We start from the raw sequence: 16444 nt of genomic DNA on the forward strand, positions 1-16444 counted from the left end.
GTTAGCCCCCGGATCGTCAGGGGCCAAACTAATATCCGACATTGCATCTTGTCGTTGGCAAGTTATGCTGCCCGGCATGACGACGCGCGGCTACCATCACGGCGACCTGCGGCGGGCCCTGCTCGACGCGGCGGTCCAGGCGATCGAGGAGTCCGGGCCGGCCGCGCTGAGCCTGCGTGACCTGGCCCGCCGCGCCGGCGTGTCGCACGCCGCTCCGGCCCACCACTTCGGCGACAAGGCCGGTCTGCTCACCGCGCTCGCCGTCGAGGGGTACGACCGCCTCGCCGACGAGCTGCGCGGGGCCGGCGACGACCTGCTGGAGGTCGGGGTGGCGTACGTCCGGTTCGCCGTCGACCACCGGGCCCACTTCGAGGTGATGTTCCAGCCGGACCTCTACCGGGGCGACGACGCCGAGGTGCGGGCCGCCCGGGACCGGGCCCGCGCGGTGCTGCGCGGCGGACTGGCCGCCCTGCCCGCCGCCGCCCCCGACCGGGACGCCCTGGCCGCCTGGTCGATCGTGCACGGGTTCGCCACCCTCTGGCTGGCCGGCGCCCTGCCGCCCGAGGCCGGCCGGGACCCCGAGCAGACCGCCCGCGCGGTCATCCGCCGCCTCTTCGAGTGACCCCGGCCCGCCGCCCGGGATGATCCACCCCGGATGCGGCGAGTCGCGGTGTCCCGTCACCCGGACACCGCGACACGCCGCAAATGAGGTCAACCGCCCGCGTCGGGCGGGGTGGTCACCAGCTGGTGGGCAGCGCCATGCCCTCGGTGTAGCCGGCGGTGCTCTGCACGCCGACCAGCGCGCGCTCGTGGAACTCGTCCAGGCTGCGGGCGCCCGCGTAGGTGAAGGCGCTGCGTACCCCGGCGATGATCTCGTCGATCAGGTCCTCGACACCGGGCCGGGTCGGGTCCAGGTACATCCGGGCCGAGGAGATGCCCTCCTCGAAGACCGCCTTGCGGGCCCGGTCGAAGGCGCTGTCCTCGGCGGTACGCGCGCTGACCGCCCGCGCCGAGGCCATGCCGAAGCTCTCCTTGTACCGCCGGCCGTCCGGCTCGGTGTAGAGGTCGCCGGGGGACTCGTAGGTGCCGGCGAACCACGACCCGATCATCACGTTGGACGCCCCGGCGGCGAGCGCCAGCGCCACGTCCCGGGGGTGCCGCACGCCGCCGTCCGCCCAGACGTGCCGGCCCAGCGCCCGGGCCGCCGCCGCGCAGTCGAGTACCGCGGAGAACTGCGGCCGGCCCACGCCGGTCATCATCCGGGTCGTGCACATGGCACCCGGACCGACACCGACCTTGACGATGTCGGCTCCCGCCTCCACCAGGTCGCGTACGCCCTCGGCGGTGACCACGTTGCCCGCCGCCACCGGCACCGCGGGGTCGAGCTTGCGTACCGCCCGCAGCGCGGAGATCATCCGCTCCTGGTGGCCGTGCGCGGTGTCCACCACCAGGGTGTCCACACCGGCGGCCAGCAGCGCCTCCGCCTTGCCGGTCACGTCGCCGTTGATGCCGACGGCGGCGGCGATGCGCAGCCGGCCGCGGTCGTCCACGGCCGGCCGGTAGAGGGTGGCGCGCAGCGCGCCCTGCCGGGTCAGCACCCCGATCAGCCGGCCGTCGGGGTCCACCACCGGGGCCAGCCGCCGCCGCCCGGCCGACAGCCGATCGAAGCCGGTACGCGGGTCCGCGTCCGCCGGCACGGTGTGCAGCTCGGTCGACATCACGTGCCGCAGCTGGGCGAAGCGGTCCACGCCGACGGTGTCCGCCTCGGTGACCACGCCGAGCGGGCGGCCCGCCTCGTCGACCACGATCACCGCGCCGTGCGACCGCTTCGGCAGCAGGTGGATGGCGTCGCCGACGGTGTCGGTCGGGCCGAGCGTGATGGGCGTGTCGTGCACCAGGTGCCGCTGCTTGACCCAGGCGACGACGTTGGCCACCACCTCGATCGGGATGTCCTGCGGGATGACCGCGATCGCGCCGCGCCGGGCGACGGTCTCCGCCATCCGGCGGCCGGACACCGCCGTCATGTTGGAGACCACCAGCGGGATGGTGGTGCCCGTGCCGTCGCCGGTGGCCAGGTCGACGTCGAGTCGCGAGCCCACCTCGGAGCGGGCCGGCGCCATGAAGACGTCGTTGTAGGTCAGGTCGTGCGCGGGGACCGCGCCATGAAGGAACCGCACCCGGCCATCATTCCTGCTCGGGGCCCGGTCCGCCGCCGCTGGTGTCCCAAACCACCCCCGCCGGGCCGCCGCCCCCCGCCGGCGGGCGACGGTACAGCCGGTGGGCAGGGGCGGGCCGATGCCCTCCCCGGGTGCCCGGGAAGCCGTGCCGACCGGGTCAGGCGATGGTGCAGATCGCCGCGCCGGCGGTGATCACCGCGCCGACCTCGGCCGACAGCCCGCTGACCGTACCGGCCTTGTGGGCGTGCAGCGGCTGCTCCATCTTCATCGCCTCCAGCACCACCACCAGGTCGCCCTCGGCGACGGTGTCCCCGTCCGCCACGGCGATCTTGACGATGGTGCCCTGCATCGGAGAGGCGAGCGCGTCGCCGCTGACCGCCGCGCCGGCCTTGGCGCCGCCGCCCCGGCGGGCCGGCTTGCGGGCGGCGGGCGCGGCGCTGGTCGTACCCGCGCCGAGGCCGGCGGGGAGGCTGACCTCGAGCCGCTTGCCCGCCACCTCGACCACGACGGTCTCGCGACCGGCCGGCGCCTCGGCGGCGCCGGCGACGGCGGTGAACGGCGGCACGGTGTTGTCGAACTCGGTCTCGATCCACCGGGTGTGCACGGTGAACGGCTCGGTGGTGAACGCCTCGTCCCGGACGACCAGCCGGTGGAACGGCAGCGCGGTGGCCATGCCCTCGACGACCATCTCGTCCAGCGCCCGGCGGGCCCGCTCGATCGCCTCGGCCCGGGTCTCGCCGGTGATGATGACCTTGGCGAGCAGCGAGTCGAAGTTGCCGCCGATCACGTCGCCGGCCGAGATGCCGGTGTCCACCCGCACGCCCGGCCCGGTGGGCAGGCGCAGGGCGGTGATGGTGCCCGGGGCGGGCAGGAAGTTGCGGCCCGGGTCCTCGCCGTTGATCCGGAACTCGATGGAGTGCCCGCGCGGGGTCGGGTCCTCGGAGAACCGCAGCTTCTCGCCGTCGGCGATCCGGAACTGCTCGCGGACCAGGTCGACGCCGGCGGTCTCCTCGGTGACCGGGTGCTCGACCTGGAGCCGGGTGTTGACCTCCAGGAAGGAGATGGTGCCGTCCACGCCGACCAGGTATTCCACGGTGCCGGCGCCGTGGTAGCCGGCCTCCCGGCAGATCGCCTTGGCGCTCTCGTGGATCTGGGTGCGCTGCGCGGCGGTGAGGAACGGCGCCGGGGCCTCCTCGACCAGCTTCTGGTGCCGGCGCTGCAGCGAGCAGTCCCGGGTGCCGACCACGATCACGTTGCCGTGCTGGTCGGCGAGGACCTGCGCCTCGACGTGCCGGGGCTTGTCCAGGTACCGCTCGACGAAGCACTCGCCCCGGCCGAACGCGGCGACCGCCTCGCGGGTGGCCGACTCGAACAGGTGCGGGATCTCCTCCATGGTGCGGGCCACCTTGAGGCCGCGCCCGCCGCCGCCGAAGGCCGCCTTGATGGCGACCGGCAGGCCGTGGTCGATGGCGAACGCCATCACCTCGTCGGCGTTGCCGACCGGGTCCGGGGTGCCGGGGACCAGGGGCGCGCCGGCCCGCTGGGCGATGTGCCGGGCGGTCACCTTGTCGCCGAGGTCGCGGATCGCCTGCGGGGTGGGGCCGATCCAGGTCAGCCCGGCGTCGATGACGGCCTGGGCGAAGTCGGCGTTCTCGGAGAGGAAGCCGTAGCCGGGGTGCACGGCGTCGGCACCGGACCGGGCGGCGACGTCGATCAGCTTGTCGATCCGCAGGTACGTCTCGGCCGCGGTGTCGCCGCCGAGGGCGTACGCCTCGTCCGCCAGCGTGGCGTGCAGGGCGTCCCGGTCGGAGTCCGCGTACACGGCGACGCTGCCCAGGCCGGCGTCGCGGCAGGCGCGGATGACGCGGACGGCGATCTCGCCGCGGTTGGCGATGAGTACCTTGCGCACCTTGAGGGCTCCTCCCGGGAGGTCGTTGACCGGGAGTGTATCGGTCACTCTGATGGCCCTAACGATCGCTCAGTGTGGGATGGCGCACTGTTCCGGCCGCGCCCTAGTCAAACTTGTTTATTACGCTTGTCCGGTGTCTGCGACTCGGATGATGATTCTCGGCCTGGTCCGGTGGATGCAACCGGTACACGGCTACGACGTGCGCCGCGAGCTGCTGAGCTGGAACGCCGACCGGTGGGCCAACGTGCAACCCGGATCGATCTACCACGCCCTGCGCAAGCTGACCGAGGAAGGGCTGCTGCGCGAGGTGGCGACCGAGCAGGTCGGCGCCCGTCCGGCCCGCACCACCTACGAGGTGACGCCGAAGGGGGAGGACGAGTTCGAGACGCTGCTGCGCGGCCTGTGGTGGCAGTTGCACGAGACGCCGGACCCGTTCGTCGCGGCCTTCTCCTTCCTGCCCGCGATGCCCCGCGAGGAGGCCGCCGCCGCGCTGCGGAACCGGGCGAACCTGCTGCGCGCCGGTGTCGAGTCGATGCGTGCCTCGTTGGACTCCGACTGGATGCGCAACACCAAGCCGGTGCACGTGGCCTGGATGTTCGAGCTCTGGGCGGCCCGCGCCGAGGCGGAGGTGGCCTGGTGCGATCGGATCGCCGAGCGGATCGAGTCCGGGGTGTCGTACCTGCCTGCTGGACTCGCCGGGGCGGAGGGCTGGTCGGGATGGACCGACGGCGCGCCGCCCCGCGACGTGAACGCGGAATAATCAACGTTGACCACAAGAGCTATATCGCGTTAGCCTTCTCGCGCACCACGGGGGAGCGCGCCGTCCGGCGGCCCCGGGGGACAGGCGGCCGGCGCGTCCGGCCCGGACGACCAGGAGCAGACATGATCGAGACCAGGGGGCTGCGGAAGTCGTTCCGCTCCCGTGCCGGTCGGGAGACGAAGACGGTCGACGCCGTACGGGGGGTGAACCTCCAGGTCGCCGAGGGCGAGATCTTCGGCTTCCTCGGCCCCAACGGCGCCGGCAAGACCACCACCCTGCGGATGCTCGCCACGCTCATCGAGCCCGACGGTGGCGAGGCCACCATCGCCGGCGCCGACCTGCGCAAGGACCCGGCCGAGGTGCGCCGCCGGATCGGCTACGTGGCCCAGGGCGGCAGCACCTGGGACGAGTCCACGGCCCGCGAGGAGCTGGTGCTGCACGCCCGCATGTACGGCATCGCCAAGGCCGAGGCGCACCGCCGCGCCGCCCGTGCCCTCGACGCCTTCCAGCTCACCGAGTACGCCGACCGCAAGTGCAAGACGTACTCCGGCGGCCAGCGGCGCCGGGTGGAGATCGCCCTCGGCATCATCCACGAGCCGAAGATCGTCTTCCTGGACGAGCCGACCACCGGCCTCGACCCGCAGAGCCGCGCGCACATGTGGGACGAGATCCGCCGGCTGCGCACTGAGGGCATGACCGTCTTCATCACCACGCACTACCTCGACGAGGCGGACGCGCTCTGCGACCGGATCGCGATCATGGATCACGGCGAGGTGGTCGCCGAGGGGACCCCGGCCGAGCTGAAGCGGGAGATCTCCGGCGACGTGGTGCTGGTCGGCCTGGACGTGGCCAGCACGCCGCAGGCCGTGCAGCTGCTCGACGGCGAGGAGTTCGTCAACAAGCTGGAGACCGCCGACGAGGGCGGCCTGCGCCTCTACGTCGACGAGGGGGCCACCGCCATCCCGCAGATCCTCCGCCGGCTCGACGCCGCCGGACTCACGCTCTCGTCGATCGAGCTGCACCGCCCCAGCCTCGACGACGTCTTCCTCACCAAGACCGGCCGCTCGCTGCGCGAGTCCTGAGCATCCACCACAGGAGAATCGTCATGAAACTCGCCCGCGACACCTGGCTCATCTTCCAGCGCCAGATCCAGCTGCTGCTGCGCAACCCGGTCTGGGTCTTCGTCGGCGTCTTCCAGCCGGTGATGTACCTGCTGCTCTTCGCCCCGCTGCTCAAGCCGGCCCTGAACGCGCCCACCCAGGCCGCCGCCTACAAGATCTTCGTACCCGGCCTGCTGGTGCTGCTGGCCATCTTCGGCGGCCTGTTCCAGGGCTTCGGCCTGATCGCCGAGCTGCGCGCCGGGGTCATCGAACGCTCCCGGGTCACCCCGGTCAGCCGGCTGGCCCTGCTGCTCGGCCGCTCCCTGCGGGACGTGGTCTCGCTGCTCGTGCAGGCGGTCATCATCACCCTGCTCGCGCTCCTGTTCGACCTGCGCGTCTTCATCGGTGACCTGCTGCTGGCGTACCTGATGCTCGCCCTGATCGCGCTGATGACCTCGGCCGTCTCCTACGGTGTCGCGCTCAAGGTCAAGAGCGAGGACGCGCTCGCCCCGCTGATGAACACCGTCGCCCAGCCGGTGCTGCTGCTCTCCGGCATCCTGCTGCCGCTCACCTTCGCTCCGGGCTGGCTCCAGGGCATCGCCGACTGGAACCCGTTCTCCTGGGCGGTCGACGGCACCCGGGCGCTCTTCGCCGGGGACCTGGGCAACGACAAGGTGTGGCAGGGGCTGACCATCACCGCGGTGCTCGCCGTCGCCGGCGTCATCTGGGCCGCCCGGCAGTTCGCCCGCAGCGTCCGCTGACGAGAGCTGCCTCTCACCTGAGGCGGGGCACCGGCCAGGCGCTTGTAGCGTAAGGCCAGTGCCCCGCCTCACCCATGACAGGACCACCTGGCTGACCTACGCCCAGCTGGGGCTGTGGGGCTTCTTCCTCTACGGGTTCGGCCCCGTCGTACCGCTGCTCCGCGACGAGCAGGGCACCAGCGCCGCCGTCGCCGGCCTGCACAGCACCGCCATCGCCGTCGGCGCGCTGCTCGGCGGGGCGCTCTTCGCCCCGCTGGCCCGGCGGATCGGCCGGGCCGCCGCGATCTGGGCCGGGCTGGCCGGGGTCGCCGCCGGCGTCACCGCGTTCGGCCTGCTCCGCCCGCTGCCCGCCACCCTCGCCGCGGTCGCCGCCGTGGCCACCGCCGGCATGATCGTGGTCAGCGGCGTCGCCGTCGTCCTCACCGCCCGGCACGGCCCCGCCGCGCCCGCCGCGCTCACCGAGGCCAACGCCGTCTGCGCCGGCATGGGCATCCTCGCCCCGCTGGTCATCGGCGCCAGCGTCGACGCGGGCTTCGGCTGGCGGCCGGTGATGGCCGTCGAGGTCGGGCTGATCGCGCTGGTCGCGCTCGCCGCCCGCCTCTCCCGGGTACGCCCGCCGCAGGCCGCCCCCGCTGCCGCGGCTGCCGCCGACCCCGTCGGCGCGACCGCCGCGGCGGCGGCGCCCGCCGATGCGACCCGGGCCGACGACGTCCCCGTACCCCTCAGCGGCCGTGCCGGCGCGGCCGACCGCGTGGCCGGACGGCTGCCCCGGGCGTACTGGATCGCCTGGGTGCTGATGTCGGTCACCGGCTCGATCGAGGTCTGCCTGTCGCTCTGGACCGCCGACGTGCTCCGCTCGCACGCCGGGATGACCGCCGCCTCCGCCTCGGCCGCCGTCGCCGCGATCGTCTGCGGCATGTTCCTCGGCCGGCTGGCCGGCGGCCGGATCGCCCTGCGCTGGCCGCCCGCCCCGCTGCTGCTCGGCGCGCTGACCGTGTCGCTGGCCGGGTTCGTCCTGTTCTGGCTCGCGCCCGTCGGCTGGCTCGCCGTCACCGGCCTGGTGGTGCTCGGGCTCGGCAACGCGCTGCACTACCCCCTCGCGATCTCGATCGCGCTGGCCGTCGCCGGGCCGGCCGCCGACAAGGCGGCCGGCTGGTCCGCGTACTCGATGGGGGTGGGCTTCGGGATCGCGCCGGTGGCGCTCGGCGCGGTGGCCGACGGGATCGGACCGCACCTGGCCTTCCTGCTGCTGCCCGGCTTCATCGCCGCCGCCCTGCTGCTGACCGTGCGACTCGGCCGCGCCCTGCGCGCCGCACCGACGGACGACGACCGCGCCCCGACCCTGGTCGGCGCCTGACCCTCCGCCGCCAGCCACCCCCGCCTCGGCGCGCGCCGCGCCCGCCCGTCCTCGGCGCGGCGCGGTTTGGTGCGGCGCGGTTTGCGGTGTGTTGCGGTGTCCGGGCGGCTCGACACCGCGACACGCCGCAAGGTGGGTCAGTGGACCCGGGCGAGGGTCACGCCGTCGGCGATGGGGAGCATGACCGCCTCGACGCGCACGTCGGCCAGCACCTCGTCGTTGAACGCGGCGATCGCCCGGTCGTCGGCGTTCTGCGGGGCGAGCACCCGACCCCCGCGCAGCGTGTTGTCCACCGCGATGACCGCACCCGGACGCATCCGGGGCACCAGCTCGTCCCAGTAGACCGGGTAGCCCGTCTTGTCCGCGTCGATGAAGGCGAAGTCCAGGTGCCGCTCCTGGGGCAGCTCGCGCAGCGTCTCCCCGGCCGGGCCGATGCGCAGCTCGATCCGGTCCGCGACGCCCGCGCGCTCCCAGTACCGCCGGGCGATGCCGGTGTACTCCTCAGAGATGTCGAAGCAGGTCAGCCGGCCGTCCTCGGGCAGCCCCCGGGCGATCGCCAGCGAGGAGAGCCCGGTGAAGGTGCCCACCTCCACCGCCTGTCGCACGCCGAGCAGCCGGGTGAGGAAGGTCAGGAACGCGGCCTGCTCCGGCGCCACCTGCATCATCGCCTCATCTGGAAGGGCGGCGAGCGTCTCCTCGGCCAGGTCGCGGATGATCTCGTCCGGCGGCGAGCCGTGAGCGACGAGGTAGGCGTGCAGTTCCGGAGTCAGCGGCAACGGCTTGGTGGTCATGAACGGACGCTAGCCGAGATGTTCGACCTCCTGGCCCCCCGGCGCGACCTTCGTCCACAGGTCCGTGATGCTCAGCTCCAACTCGCCGAGGAGCCGACGCAGCAGCGGCAGGGACAGCCCCACCACCGTGCCCGGGTCACCCTCGATGCCGGTGAGGAACGCCCCGCCCAACCCGTCGATGGTGAACGCCCCGGCCACCGCCAGCGGCTCGCCCGTCGCCACGTACGCGGCGATCTCCTCGTCGCTGATGTCGGCGAAGTGCACGACCGTCGACGCGACCGCCTCCGCTCGCGCCTCGTGCGTCACGTCGATCAGGCAGTGCCCGGTGTGCAGCACCCCGCTGCGCCCGCGCATCCGCCGCCAGCGGTCCGTGGCGTCGGCGGCGTCCGCCGGCTTGCCCAGGATCTCCCCGTCGAAGGCCAGCACCGAGTCGCAGCCGAGCACCAGCGTGCGCTCGTCCGGGGTGGCGCGCAGCCGGTCGAGCACCGCGAGCGCCTTGAGACGGGCAAGCTCCAGGCAGAGATCCTCCGCCCGATCGGCGACCACCTGGGACTCGTCGACGCCGCTCACCAGCACGTCGGGTTCGATCCCGGCGGCCTGGAGGAGCTTGCGACGGGCGGGACTCTGGCTGGCGAGCACGAGGCGCAGCGGCAGGGAGTTCGGCACGATTCCGACGCTACCGGCTGGGCTGCGGAGACGGACGGGCGACCGGCCGGGCATCAGGACCCGGAGACAACCTGCACTGCCCAGACCCGACCTGGTAGGCCAGCGATGCTGGCCGCTGCGTGGTGTCGTCAGGGTGGGAAGCCGATGACTCGGGCACGCGCGCCGGTGAGCTCGTCCACGGAGCTGAGCGCGCCGACCAGTGTGTTGTCGAGCGTGGTCCCGCGGGCGACGAGCCCGAGCCGGGCGGTCAGGTCGAACACCTCGTCCACCCGGAAGCGGCGTGCGCCGGTCGTCAACGGCTGATCCGTGGCGGCGGGTCGTCAGCATCGCGGCGTCGCCGCCAGAGCAGGTAGCCGCCTGCTGCTGCCACGATCACGCCCAAGGCAGCGAGTCCGCGTCTGGCTGCTCCGTCGTCGGCATCGCTGGCCGGCTCCGAACCGGCCGTTGCGGTCAGGCCGCCGTCGGGCCGTGCACTTGCCGTCAGCGACTCAAAGCCGAGCGGGGGTACGTCTGCTGAGAGGGCTGCTACCAGGTCGATAACCCCATAGCCGTACTCATCGTCACGGCCCGGCGCCCCCTTGTCGACCGCAGTCGCTGTCAGGCGGTGTACCACCTCTTCTGCCGGCAGATGCGGATACTTGGCTCGGATCAGAGCTGCGGCTCCTGCGACTATGGCGGTGGCGCTGGATGTTCCGCTGCCCTCCGAGTATTTCCCGTCGTAGCTGGTGCTATAGATGCTCACCGCCGGAGCTACGACGTCGATCTCTGATCCAGTTACGGCGACGGCCGCATGTGCGCCAGCCTGGTCGACGCCACCTACCGCAAGGACCCCCTCCTCCGACGCCGGATAGCCAACTCCTATGTCTTCGGGGCGATTACCGGCTGCCGCGACCACGACAATGTTTGCTTGCAGCGCCGTTCTTATCGCTCGCTGAAGCCGCACACTTGCCCCAGCTGCAGCGGAGATGCTAATCACATCGGCGCCGTTCGAGGTCGCCCACTCGACGCCGGCAGCAAGGTTCTCGGTGTCTCCCTCGAGATTGCGGACCCTTGCGCGAATTGGCAAGATCTTCGCCTTAGGTGCGATTCCCAACGCGCCGGTATTCGCGCCTTGCCCGTGCGCGGCTACAAGCCCGGCCATCGCGGTGCCGTGGCTGTCTCGATCTTGCTGGCCGTCCCCGCAGCCGCCAGGAACTATGTCGGTCCCTGGGAGAAGGTTTCCTCGCAGGTCAGGATGAGGATCGACTCCAGTGTCGGGTATTGCGACAGTAACTCCTTCGCCTCGACTAATTCGATGCGCCTCGGGAACGTTCAGAAAACGCAGATGCCACTGGTCACCTCGCACCCGCTCTGCCCCTGTCGGATTAGGGGCCGCCTGGGCCGGAGCAGTTGGCTGAAGACCCACCGCCGTTGATAGGAGCAGCACCGGCAAAAGAAGCGAGGTGGCGCGATCGCTCACCGGGCAAAGCCGATGGCCGGGCCTGGGTCAATGGGACCCTCGTCGTCTGGAGGGCGGACCACCGGGTCCACCCCCTCGTCCGTTTCCCATGGATGGTCAGGGTCCCAACGTCGGGACTCACCCTCAACTGTTTGCCGGCCCCACGGACCTCCGCTTGCCCCACTTATTCCGTGAGCACCGCCGCCCATACCAGGTGCCCCGCCGATGGGAGGCATTCCGTGTGATCCGTTGAGCTGGGCCCGACCTCCACCAGGGCGAGAGCCAGCTGCGCCGGTAGGAGCCGTTCCGGCTCCACCTCCCCCGATAACGCCACCCACCGGATTTACCCGGCGAGGTGAGGCACCTCCACCTGGCTGCCCGAGGGTCATGCCTGGAACGCCACCGATCAAGCCGCCCGGCGGCATAGGCCGTGGCGGAACGGAGCGTGCGCCATGCGGGGCTTGGTTCGCTCCGCCGCCCGCCGGACGGTTGACCGGTCCAGCCTGGCCCGATCTTCCACCCGCATTGGCAGGCCGACTGGAAGGAGCGCCGGTCACTGACGGCAGAGTGGGCGGTATCCCGATGGCAGTTGACGAGTTGATTGGGCCTGTCGGTGCCAGGCCAAGCGGTCCGGGGGCGCTCGGGGTTGAGGCAAGCCCGGTACCTGCCCCGCCGAGCACGGGGCCGACATTTGGTGAGGTTGGCGCGGGAACAGGCCCTATGACCTTGGGTCGGCTTACTGACGGCGTCCCAACCGAAGCTGCAACCGGCACGGGCACAACCGGAGGAATGATTGGAGCTGGGCCGACCCCATAGGCATCAGGGTTTTCATTTTGCCTACCAGGAGCGGGACGCGAAGGAGGCTGGCGGAGCATCACCTGGGCCTGCTGGAGTTCGCTGCTTAGCCCGTACATGATTCCCCGGGCCTTCGTGTTCAGCTGCTCCAACTCCACGTCCGTCACCGGCGGATCGACCACCCGGCTGCCCGCCGCCGCCTTCGGATCCGCCAGCGTCGCCTCGTACGACCGCTTCTGCTGGAGCTTCGTCGAGTACTGCTCGTAGAGGTTCTTCAGCTCGGGCCGGGCGCTGTCGATGGCGCGGGTGGCGGCGGCGAGCGCGTCGTGGTTGGCGGCGGCGGCGTCGTGGGTGTGCTGGACGCGGTCGATGAGCTGGTCGAGCTCGCCCAGGTACGCCCGCGCGGCCGCGTTGGTCTCCGGGGGCCACGCCTCGGCCAGGCCGCGCCGATATTCGTGCAGCCGCCGCAGGTGGTTCATCGCGAGGTCGCAGACCTTGCGCCAGCCGGCGACCTGCTTCCAGTGCCCCTGGGTCTCGTGGTCCTGGACGCAGGCCCACATGCTGAGCACGTCCATCAGTTGCCAGTCGGTGACGCCGGACGTCCGGCCGCTGCCCCTGTCGATCACGGCAGCACCACCGGCCCGCCGTTCGGGCCGGTGGGGTCGGGCAGCCGGGTCCGGCCACCGGACATGGTGGAGTACGGGTTGGCGAGCGCCGCCTCCACGTCGGCGACCCTGGCCGAGGCGAAGGCGTCGGCGCCCCGGTAGTCGGCCGCAATCCGGCCGGCCGCCGAGGCCAGGTGGCCGGTGGCTCCGCCCAGGTCGTGCACCATGTTCGCCGTGGCCTGCTGGGTCTCCCAGTGGGCGTGCAGGAACTGCACCAGCTCGACGAAGGCGTCGCAGGGGTTGGGTACGGGGGCTTTCATGTCGTCGGCGATGTACGACAGGTGTGGCGCGTAGTTGCGTTCGACCTCGGCCTGGAGCCGGTCGGCGAACTCGCTCATCTGGCGGATGTCGGCCTCGATGCCGCCGTAGTCGCGCAGCCAGGAAGCTGGGCGGTCGTCCTCAGGGATCATCGATCCTCCCTACCCGTCACGGCCCCGTTTCCCTGAGTGAGGTTAATGGGTGCGGAGCGATCTCGGCAGTCCTGAGGACATCACCGTGGCTACGCCCCAGCTCAGTCCGGTCGGATTGGCGGAAGGGTCAGCGGGGGAGGCCGGAGGCGCGCCACGCGCCGGGTCCGGCGGAGGGCGCCGCGACGGTCGGCCGGGCGCTGCGCGCCCAGGCGGACGTGGCCACCGGCGCGGGCGCGGCGGCCGGTCGGGACCGGACGACGATCGCACCCACCAGCGCGGCCAACTCGTCGGCGGTCGGGACGCCCCGGACGACGCGGAACAGCGGCTCTTCGGCAGACATGGCGTCAGCGTACGCGTCGCGAACTTGACCTTCACCGCACAGTGGCGTGCCGGCGGTGTGAGCATCGGTGACGCCGGGTACCGTCTCTCCGATGTCTGACGCGCTTCCCCAACTTGTCGCTGACCGGTACCGGCTCATCTCGCCGCTCGGTCAGGGCGGCATGGGCCGGGTCTGGAAGGCGCGTGACGAGGTGCTGCACCGGGACGTGGCCATCAAGGAGCTCGTCCCGCCACCCAGTCTCACCAACGACGAGCGCCGCGAGATGCGGGAACGCTCCCTGCGTGAGGCCCGGGCGATCGCCCGGCTGAACCACGTCAACGTGGTCCGCATCTTCGACGTGCTGCGTACCGACGGCGACCCGTGGATCGTCATGGAGTACGTCGCGTCGAAGTCGTTGCAGGACACTCTCGCCGAGGACGGCCCGGTGTCGCCGGCACGCGCGGTGGAGATCGGGCTCGGTGTGCTCGGCGCGCTGAAGGCGGCGCACAAGGCCGGCGTGATGCACCGCGACATCAAGCCCGGCAACGTCCTGCTCGGCAACGACGGCCGGGTGGTACTGACCGATTTCGGTCTGGCCACCATCCCCGGCGACCCGAACGTGACCCGCACCGGCATGGTGCTCGGCTCGCCCGCGTACATCGCGCCGGAACGGGCCAAGGACGGCACGGCCGGTCCGGAGGCGGACCTGTGGTCGCTGGGCGCGACGCTCTACGCCGCCGTGGAGGGCAAGTCGCCGTACGCTCGGCCGTCGGCGATCGCCACCCTGGCGGCGCTGGCCACCGAGCCGCTGCCGCCGCCGAAGAACGCCGGGCCGCTCAAGCCGGTGCTCCAGGGCCTGCTCCGCAAGGACCCGACCGAGCGGATCACCGCCGAGGTGGCCGAGCGCCTGCTGCGCCGGGCCGGCGGCAAGCGCGCCAAGGGGATCTCGCTGCTGGACGGCGTACGCCGGCCGGGGCCGAACGGTCCGCGCGAGCCGCACAAGCCGCTGGTGCCGGCCCCGCGTCCGGCCGAGCAGAGCGCCGAGTCGACCCCGAAGCCGCCCGCGCCGCGAGCCGAGCAGGCCGCGGCGGGTGCCGCCACGGCGGCCGGCGTCGCCGCCACCACCACTGAGGACGAGACGAGCAAGGCGCCGGCGAGCGTCGACGCCGGGCCGACCGCCAAGGTCGACCCGCCGCGGCCGGCCGCCGACGCGGAGCCGACGGCGAAGGTGGACCGGCCGAACAAGCCGAGCAGCCCCACGTCGGTCATGCCGGCTCCGGTGAGCCCGGCGCCCGCGCCGGCCGAGCGCATTCCCGGTGCCGTGTACGACGGGACGAAGCGCGGCCGGCAGAAGCGGAACCTGCTGATCGGCGCGCTGGTGCTCGCGCTGCTGGTCGGTCTCGCGGTGCTCGTGCCGCTGCTCGGCCGGGGCGAGGACGACCCGGAGCAGGGCGGGCAGCAGGCCGGCCCGACCGGCGCCGCCGCGACCTCGTCGGTCGCCGCTCCGACGTCCGCGCCGGGCGCTCCCGCGCAGCCCAGCGCCGCCCCGCCCAGCCCGACGCCCTCGGCCACCCCGTCGACCGACCCGAACGCGCTGCCGGCCGGCTGGACCCTGCACAAGGGGCCGACCTTCTCCGTGCCGCTGCCGCCGGGCTGGCGCGGTGGCCAGATCAACTCGAACACGGCGGTCTTCCGGCAGGACAACGGAGTGGGCGAGATGCTCATCCAGTGGGGCTCCTCGCCGAAGAGGGACGCGGTCGCCGACTGGCAGCAGCAGGAACCGAACCGGAAGCGACTGGTCAACAACTACCAGTACCTCAGCATCGAGCGCTGCGACTGGTACCGGACCTGCGCCGACTGGGAGTGGCTGGAGACCCGGGACAACACCCGCATCCATGTCCGCAACCGGGGCTTCGCCACGGCCAGTGACCGGGGCTACGCCATCCGGTGGGAGGTCGCCCAGAAGGACTGGACGGCGCAGCTCGCCACGTTCGACCAGATCGTCAAGGGGTTCAAGCCCGACCGTCAGGGCTGACGCGCACGGGAATCGCATCCGTGGGAATCGGATTCGCATGACCTTCCGTCGTCCGGGGTATCTCTCCCGCGACGACGGAAGGAGGCACGACATGGGTTACCGACGCAAGGACGCCCGCCCGCGGCTGGCACTGTGGATGCTCGTCGCCCTCGGCGACATCGTCCTGCTGCTGGTCAGTGCCGGTATGCCGGCGCTGGTCGCGCTGCTCGCCGTCGTGACGGTCACCGCCGCCGCAGTCGCCGCCTGGCGGCTGTCCCGGCGGTCCGCACTGGCCGGCGAGGAGGCCGTGCCCGTGTCGATGGCCACGCGACGGAGGGCCTGAACGCGAACGGACGACGGCGGCAGCCGGACCGGGTTGATCACCGGTCCCGCTGCCGCCGACGCGTGCGGGGCTGCGGATCAGGTGTTGTTGGCCAGCGCGATCAGCCGGGTCCGGTCGCCGTTCCAGTAGTTGCGGTCGACGTTGCCGCTGATCCCGGAGACGGAGCCGGTGCTGGTGTACTGCCAGAAGCTCCAGAACGGGGCGCCGGCCGGCAGGGTGCCGACGGTGCTCGACCAGCGGGCGATCCAGAGCGGGTGGTTCGCCCACGGCGCGCTCCAGCTGCCTGTGCACTGGTTCCACCAGCTCGTCGTGGTGTAGATGACCGCGTACCGGCCGGTGCGGGACCGGTAGGTGTTGAGGAAGTCCTGGACCCAGTTCCGCATGCCGGTCGTGCTCAGGCCGTAGCAGTAGCCGCCGGCGTACGGGTTGGCCTCGAGGTCCAGCGCCGCCGGGAGGGTCCGGCTGTCCGCCGACCAGGCGCCGCCGTTGGAGGCCAGGTAGTTGGCCTGGGTCGAGCCGGCGGAGATGTTCGGCCGGGCGAAGTGGTACGCCCCGCGGATCACCCCGGCGTTGTACGCGTTGACGTAGTTGCTGTTGAAGTTCGGGTCCTTGTAGCTCGTACCCTCGGTGGCCTTGATGAAGGCGAACTGGATTCCGGAGTTGCGGACGCTGGTCCAGTTGATGGCGCCCTGGTAGCGGGAGACGTCGATGCCGGGGGTGGTGGCCGCGGCCGCCGGTCCGGCGGTGGCGACGAGGGCGGCCGCCGCGGTGGCGACGACGGTGAGGCCGGCGGCGAGGAGCCGGCGCAGCGAAAACGTGGGACGGGTCATGGATGCCTCCGGGGTCGTCGATTGATTGACGCCAATCCTTGGAGGTAGTTGCCCTAGATCGCAAGAGGGGTTAAGGAAATTTTCATCGATGCCCGTATGTGGCTCGCCC

At 72.1% G+C, this 16444-nt stretch carries 17 protein-coding genes; 8 read left to right on the plus strand and 9 right to left on the minus strand.

Annotated features, from left to right (window positions below):
• Nucleotides 1-76 precede the first annotated feature (76 nt).
• Entirely contained in the window at nt 77-622 is a 546-nt protein-coding gene (locus ACTWM8_RS04250; RefSeq protein WP_446212640.1) for a TetR/AcrR family transcriptional regulator, read from the plus strand.
• Nucleotides 623-737: 115 nt separating this feature from the next.
• Here the strand turns inward: ACTWM8_RS04250 and ACTWM8_RS04255 are convergent, their stop codons facing one another.
• Nucleotides 738-2177 carry a GuaB1 family IMP dehydrogenase-related protein gene (locus ACTWM8_RS04255; RefSeq protein WP_446212641.1) on the minus strand — a complete coding sequence of 480 codons (1440 nt, stop codon included), beginning with the start codon at nt 2175-2177 and terminating at the stop codon, nt 738-740.
• 157 nt (nt 2178-2334) lie between these two features.
• Nucleotides 2335-4086: an acetyl/propionyl/methylcrotonyl-CoA carboxylase subunit alpha gene (locus ACTWM8_RS04260; RefSeq protein ID WP_446212642.1), complete on the minus strand. Its 1752-nt coding sequence runs from the start codon at nt 4084-4086 to the stop codon at nt 2335-2337.
• 148 nt (nt 4087-4234) lie between these two features.
• On the opposite strand from ACTWM8_RS04260, the gene ACTWM8_RS04265 reads away from it, so the two are divergent.
• The 4 genes from ACTWM8_RS04265 (at nt 4235) to ACTWM8_RS04280 (ending at nt 8064) form a co-directional block, all read left to right on the plus strand.
• Nucleotides 4235-4846, plus strand: a complete 612-nt coding sequence (locus ACTWM8_RS04265) for a PadR family transcriptional regulator (protein WP_446214465.1) — start codon at nt 4235-4237, stop codon at nt 4844-4846.
• Nucleotides 4847-4968: 122 nt separating this feature from the next.
• Nucleotides 4969-5928 carry an ATP-binding cassette domain-containing protein gene (locus tag ACTWM8_RS04270; protein ID WP_446212643.1) on the plus strand — a complete coding sequence of 320 codons (960 nt, stop codon included), beginning with the start codon at nt 4969-4971 and terminating at the stop codon, nt 5926-5928.
• Nucleotides 5929-5951: 23 nt separating this feature from the next.
• Nucleotides 5952-6707 carry an ABC transporter permease gene (locus ACTWM8_RS04275; protein ID WP_210775783.1) on the plus strand — a complete coding sequence of 252 codons (756 nt, stop codon included), beginning with the start codon at nt 5952-5954 and terminating at the stop codon, nt 6705-6707.
• Nucleotides 6708-6765: 58 nt separating this feature from the next.
• Nucleotides 6766-8064, plus strand: coding sequence for an MFS transporter (locus ACTWM8_RS04280; RefSeq protein WP_446212644.1), 1299 nt, complete (start codon nt 6766-6768; stop codon nt 8062-8064).
• Between the two features lie 137 nt (nt 8065-8201).
• Here ACTWM8_RS04280 and ACTWM8_RS04285 read toward each other — a convergent pair whose 3' ends face one another.
• From ACTWM8_RS04285 to mycP, 4 genes are all read right to left on the minus strand, one after another.
• Entirely contained in the window at nt 8202-8855 is a 654-nt protein-coding gene (locus tag ACTWM8_RS04285; RefSeq protein WP_446212645.1) for an O-methyltransferase, read from the minus strand.
• A 9-nt stretch (nt 8856-8864) separates the two neighbouring features.
• On the minus strand, nt 8865-9521 hold the full coding sequence (locus ACTWM8_RS04290; protein ID WP_280840437.1) for a Maf family protein: 657 nt from the start codon (nt 9519-9521) through the stop codon (nt 8865-8867).
• A 128-nt stretch (nt 9522-9649) separates the two neighbouring features.
• The gene (locus tag ACTWM8_RS04295; protein ID WP_446212646.1) at nt 9650-9817 is read right to left on the minus strand and encodes a hypothetical protein; all 168 of its coding nucleotides are present in this window, start codon (nt 9815-9817) and stop codon (nt 9650-9652) included.
• Nucleotides 9814-10947, minus strand: a complete 1134-nt coding sequence (mycP, locus tag ACTWM8_RS04300) for a type VII secretion-associated serine protease mycosin (protein WP_446214466.1) — start codon at nt 10945-10947, stop codon at nt 9814-9816. The genes ACTWM8_RS04295 and mycP overlap by 4 nt, the downstream gene beginning before the upstream one ends.
• A gap of 924 nt (nt 10948-11871) precedes the next feature.
• Between mycP and ACTWM8_RS04305 the strand changes: the two genes are divergently transcribed.
• A complete protein-coding gene (locus ACTWM8_RS04305; RefSeq protein WP_238450465.1) occupies nt 11872-12021 on the plus strand; it encodes a hypothetical protein in 150 nt (49 codons plus the stop codon).
• A gap of 355 nt (nt 12022-12376) precedes the next feature.
• Here ACTWM8_RS04305 and ACTWM8_RS04310 read toward each other — a convergent pair whose 3' ends face one another.
• Both ACTWM8_RS04310 and ACTWM8_RS04315 read right to left on the minus strand, forming a co-directional pair.
• Nucleotides 12377-12829: a hypothetical protein gene (locus ACTWM8_RS04310; protein WP_446212647.1), complete on the minus strand. Its 453-nt coding sequence runs from the start codon at nt 12827-12829 to the stop codon at nt 12377-12379.
• A 127-nt stretch (nt 12830-12956) separates the two neighbouring features.
• Nucleotides 12957-13169: an acyl-CoA carboxylase subunit epsilon gene (locus ACTWM8_RS04315; protein WP_154939586.1), complete on the minus strand. Its 213-nt coding sequence runs from the start codon at nt 13167-13169 to the stop codon at nt 12957-12959.
• Nucleotides 13170-13260: 91 nt separating this feature from the next.
• Between ACTWM8_RS04315 and ACTWM8_RS04320 the strand changes: the two genes are divergently transcribed.
• Both ACTWM8_RS04320 and ACTWM8_RS04325 read left to right on the plus strand, forming a co-directional pair.
• Nucleotides 13261-15183, plus strand: a complete 1923-nt coding sequence (locus ACTWM8_RS04320; RefSeq protein ID WP_446212648.1) for a serine/threonine-protein kinase — start codon at nt 13261-13263, stop codon at nt 15181-15183.
• A 91-nt stretch (nt 15184-15274) separates the two neighbouring features.
• The gene (locus ACTWM8_RS04325) at nt 15275-15505 is read left to right on the plus strand and encodes a hypothetical protein (protein WP_179803086.1); all 231 of its coding nucleotides are present in this window, start codon (nt 15275-15277) and stop codon (nt 15503-15505) included.
• A 77-nt stretch (nt 15506-15582) separates the two neighbouring features.
• Here the strand turns inward: ACTWM8_RS04325 and ACTWM8_RS04330 are convergent, their stop codons facing one another.
• A complete protein-coding gene (locus ACTWM8_RS04330; protein WP_446212649.1) occupies nt 15583-16335 on the minus strand; it encodes a GH25 family lysozyme in 753 nt (250 codons plus the stop codon).
• Between the last annotated feature and the right edge of the window lie 109 nt (nt 16336-16444).

The sequence above is a fragment of the Micromonospora sp. IBSANI012 genome, from assembly GCF_052814045.1.